This window comes from Gemmatimonadota bacterium (assembly GCA_009838845.1).
Lineage (GTDB): Bacteria > Latescibacterota > UBA2968 > UBA2968 > UBA2968 > VXRD01.
On the sequence record VXRD01000171.1, the window covers coordinates 48,062 to 51,625 of the forward strand.

5 protein-coding genes and 1 pseudogene (1 of these 6 running past the window's edge) are annotated in these 3,564 nt (G+C 52.4%); all 6 read right to left on the reverse strand.

Features of this window, described 5'->3' with window-relative positions:
• Window positions 1-933: pseudogene (locus tag F4Y39_24825) on the reverse strand (hypothetical protein) (it extends 300 nt beyond the left edge of the window).
• 46 nt (window positions 934-979) lie between these two features.
• Window positions 980-1,261, reverse strand: coding sequence for a hypothetical protein (locus F4Y39_24830; GenBank protein MYC16960.1), 282 nt, complete (start codon window positions 1,259-1,261; stop codon window positions 980-982).
• Between the two features lie 9 nt (window positions 1,262-1,270).
• Window positions 1,271-1,810 carry a hypothetical protein gene (locus tag F4Y39_24835; GenBank protein ID MYC16961.1) on the reverse strand — a complete coding sequence of 180 codons (540 nt, stop codon included), beginning with the start codon at window positions 1,808-1,810 and terminating at the stop codon, window positions 1,271-1,273.
• 3 nt (window positions 1,811-1,813) lie between these two features.
• Window positions 1,814-2,470, reverse strand: a complete 657-nt coding sequence (locus F4Y39_24840) for a hypothetical protein (GenBank protein ID MYC16962.1) — start codon at window positions 2,468-2,470, stop codon at window positions 1,814-1,816.
• A 271-nt stretch (window positions 2,471-2,741) separates the two neighbouring features.
• Window positions 2,742-2,930 carry a hypothetical protein gene (locus F4Y39_24845; GenBank protein ID MYC16963.1) on the reverse strand — a complete coding sequence of 63 codons (189 nt, stop codon included), beginning with the start codon at window positions 2,928-2,930 and terminating at the stop codon, window positions 2,742-2,744.
• A gap of 62 nt (window positions 2,931-2,992) precedes the next feature.
• The gene (locus tag F4Y39_24850; GenBank protein MYC16964.1) at window positions 2,993-3,532 is read right to left on the reverse strand and encodes a hypothetical protein; all 540 of its coding nucleotides are present in this window, start codon (window positions 3,530-3,532) and stop codon (window positions 2,993-2,995) included.
• Between the last annotated feature and the right edge of the window lie 32 nt (window positions 3,533-3,564).

Below are 3,564 nucleotides of genomic sequence, written 5' to 3' on the forward strand. Positions count from 1 at the left end.
TGGCTGCTGCTCTGAATCAGGCGTCTCAGCAGGTGGATCGTTCGCCACTGGCTGCCTGTCAAATGCTTTCGCGCTCGATCCGGGCGGGTGGACTTCGACGACGCGACCAGACTGGGAAAAGTGGTTTTTCCGGATTATCAAGTGCTGCTCAACCTGGGGGAGCGAGTGTGTGGATGTGAATTCGAACGAAATATTACCGCGCGTGAGCCCCGAAATATTCACGCAGGCAAGCTGCGGTGTGGCATTTGTCACCCCCGGCTCCCGATCCTGCCCGACGCTCGTGATGTTGAGCAAACCAGATGAGATTTTGGTCGGAGGTGTTGTGGAGATATCGTAGAGGTCATACGAGGGCTGGACAGTGAATCCTACTGGCTTCGAGAGGTCGAACCCATAGACATCATCCGGGTCGGAAGTGGCGAATTCTGGTCGTTGCCAGAGACACCGATCGATATTCCCTGCGTGTACGCGGTGGGAGCGGATGATCGCGACCTCGTCCTCCCACAGCGTGACACTGACGGTTTTCGACCCGCCAGGCACCAGTGTCCATCCATCGGGAACCTCAAAGGAAAAAGTCACGGTAAGCGGTCCGGATAAAAAATTATCGTCCCTGACCGCACACATCCACATCTGATACCTGCCCGCCGCTCGCGGTGCGATTTTCAGAGTGTCTGTGCCGTCGCGGTCCGTAATCCATATTTTTAGACGCTGATCGATCTCCTTGCGCGAGCCGCTGACTGTCCAGGGTATTCTCAGGGTGTCGGTTATATCGTGCGAAAATCGGAGATCGAGGGTGGCAATTTCGTCGTATTGAGGCGTGAATACCTCGTTGGTAGATTCACGGAGATTGATTTCACGCGGGATAAAATTGATGTGTTTCGTCGTCTGCGCGTCCGCCGCATGTATCGCAAAAAAATAGATGAGCACAAGGCTCATAAAAATGAAAAAAACCAACTGAAATAGGTCGTTTTTTTTGAACATCTTACCCCCAATCTGATATGTCGATCTCTCCGGTGGAGAACGGCGTCCACACCCATACCCCATACCCGGCTTCCACGGTCACGCCAATGACCCCGCCATTCGGGCGGATTTTATGATGCCCCACCCGACCAGAGAGATCCGGGGCATTCTGGCGCGATGCGATGCGCACCTCCACACCCCCCTCATTTGAGATGTAATAGGAGTCTCCCGAGATCAGTCCCGCCCCCGAGACAATATTTTTTGGGGTCGGTGTGACTGTAATGGATTGCGTTTCTATGGGCATGCGTCCTCCCTAAACCACAAATGCAGTGATGAGTGCAGCGTACACGATCGGATTGTTATTGGTGTCCGCCTCATCACCGCCGCGCCAGAATGAAAGCTGATGGGACGTGGGGTTGTATTCCACCGTCCAGACGTATGTGTCTGAGCGGACATGCACGACACCGACCGCCATCGTGGTGACCTCGTCCGTGATCTCTGTATTCGAGCCGCTATACCAACGCTGCCCGTCGCTCCCTATATAAAACGAGCGATACCACGAGGAGTGGTCGCCGGTCGAGTCATGGATAAATTGGCCGCTGGAGCGATTCTCAGTGTTGATATTGTCGGGCGTCACCGTCAGCGTATCTATTGCACAGAGAAAATCGAACGCGATATACTCATATTTTTTGCCCGTAGGCGGGGCGGGCAGGTCATAGGTATCCGTCTCGCCCTGGAGAAGCATCTCGTTCTCTCCAAGATCGCTGTTTTCCAGGAGCACTCGAAACTCTCCACCACCGCCACGACTGCCGGGGGCACTGCCCTGTGCTGGGAGCGGGAGAAAAAAAGACATTCATTACCTCGACACAGAAAGCCCGAAAATCCAGTAATAGGCGTCTCGACCCGAATATGCGAGTCGCACATGCGGTGAGAGCGAGAAATGGGGGAGGTCGATTTTTTGGGAGGCGGTGATATTCGCATCGTGAAAATCGAGCGACCCATCGGCATCAGAAAGGCCAACCGAGGCACTGACATCTATGCAGCGGATCCGGGTGCTACCAGACAGGCTGATATACCAGTCGTAGTCCCACGCCGGGCGGTTGGAAAAATTGTAACCGACTGTGATTTTGGGGGATAGTGGGGCAGGGAAGCGCAGGGAGGAGAAGACTTCGGTGGCCGTATCCTCGCCATTGTCGTCCGCATAAAAATCTTGATGGACGCCAACCGAGAACATGGCCTGGTCGGTGGAAAATGCATGTGCGACAGTAACGCTCGCCTGATCGAATACGTCCAGGGAGTCACGATCCTGGATAAACCCGTGTGCGCGAACACCGACCGAAAAGCCGCCCGAGACAAGCCCGACATGTGGCTGGACGCCGATTGTACCGGCACTGCCAATCTCCTGGCCACGAAAGACATGACCGGATAGCACGTCCGCGCCAAGATGATACTCTGCTGCGTGCGTGGCGGACGCAAAAGCCAACAAGGAAAACAGAACGAGAAGTTTACGCATGAGACCTCCTTGATATGGGGTGCCTGGCACGCCGCTCGTGCGTCGGCTAAAGGGTTGTCCATTGTGGCCCCTTTCAAGCCGTGGGGAGATGCAACATGCCTGGCATAAAAAATTTGGGCGCATAATATACCAGTTTTTCGAGGGTGGATTGACGCTGTTTTTGGACGTTTTTTTGATAGCAAAATGCTATCATTTTGTAGTACGCGGGTACAAAAAAACAGGTCACAGCAAGGGAGCTGTGACCTGTTTTTGGGGGTATCGGGCGGGGTAGTTATTGTGCTGGCGGCTGGCCGCGAAGGAGGTAGGATGCTGCGCGGTCGCCCTCCTTCGATAGGATATGCTTATGGAGAAGTGCGCGAATCATTTCAGGGAGAGAGACGCCTTCTTCCGTCGCGTAACGCATCGCGAAATAGTGCTCACAGTCATTCATTCTAACAAGTGTTTTATGGTCGCGCGGCATGTGCTCTCCTTTGCTTTTGTGCCCCCGTGCGAAAGTTCCGTTCCACCAGAACTTTGCGGCTTTTACGCTGTGCCCTGATAAACATGGCAGATAGATTTTAATTGACTGGCATATTGATAGATGTCATTGATTGAGTCAATCGGCTCGCGAGTTTCCTTTTTCTTTTCATCAAAAACACCTAAGTATTTCTGAGAACCATTAAAGTGTAGCCTGCAAATAGGTTTTCTGTTGTTGTCGTCAAGCAGTATGCCGCAATAGCTGATGCGGTCGCGCATCGCTATGCGCGAAAGGTCTATTGTGTCATAAAGAATAGATTTCACGGCAAAAAACGCTTCCCACTCTTCCTCTGTTGTAACAATTAGAGCGTTTTCTTCTTCGTCGTCAGACTGAACTGGGTCCGCCTCAGATACCTCATCGCCATCTTCGCCTGCAAGTGCGGATTTTAGGCGCTCATTGATCTGGTCGTTGACAAACTGATGGAAGGCTCGCTTAGTAATATCTGCAAATTGCTCAATTACCGACTGCGTTTTCATGCCAGAATAAACACCGCCAATACAGAAACGCACAAAATTCTCTGTGGGAGATTCGTATTCAGCAGACAATATACTTCTTATTTCTCGGGTGTATTTAAGCT

Excerpts from the sequence above, each read along its gene's own strand:
- F4Y39_24830 (MYC16960.1), bottom strand. The coding sequence starts at position 1,261 with ATGCCCATAGAAACGCAATCCATTACAGTCACACCGACCCCAAAAAAT.
- F4Y39_24835 (MYC16961.1), bottom strand. The coding sequence starts at position 1,810 with ATGTCTTTTTTTCTCCCGCTCCCAGCACAGGGCAGTGCCCCCGGCAGT.
- F4Y39_24840 (MYC16962.1), bottom strand. The coding sequence starts at position 2,470 with ATGCGTAAACTTCTCGTTCTGTTTTCCTTGTTGGCTTTTGCGTCCGCC.
- F4Y39_24845 (MYC16963.1), bottom strand. The coding sequence starts at position 2,930 with ATGCCGCGCGACCATAAAACACTTGTTAGAATGAATGACTGTGAGCAC.